Source organism: Corynebacterium sp. HMSC067D03, from assembly GCF_001811185.1.
Taxonomy (GTDB): domain Bacteria; phylum Actinomycetota; class Actinomycetes; order Mycobacteriales; family Mycobacteriaceae; genus Corynebacterium; species Corynebacterium coyleae.
Genome location: NZ_KV803842.1, coordinates 489 through 733, shown reverse-complemented (window position 1 = coordinate 733; position 245 = coordinate 489). Strand labels below are relative to the sequence as shown.

At 61.6% G+C, this 245-nt stretch carries 1 protein-coding gene; it reads right to left on the bottom strand.

The features are described 5' to 3' along the window. Positions 1–98: HNH endonuclease (locus HMPREF2785_RS12390; RefSeq protein WP_371440503.1), on the bottom strand; the 98-nt coding region annotated here is incomplete at its 3' end. Between the last annotated feature and the right edge of the window lie 147 nt (positions 99–245).

The following is a 245-nucleotide window of genomic DNA, read 5'->3' as shown; positions in this document are numbered from 1 at the left end:
GGGTCATCGTCGTTGCGCCCGTTATGGAACCGGCATAGCGGCACGAGGTTGGCCAGGTTGGTCTCCCCGCCATACCGCCAGGCTTGGATGTGGTGCATGTCGCAGTTGTCAGCTCCATGCCGGCAATCCGGCACCGGACACGTCGGCGACATCATGGATGCCAACGCGCGTTGCTTACTATTGGCGAATCGCTGGGTGCGATATAGGTTTACCGCACCCTCGGTCGGGTGAAACGCCGCGACTTC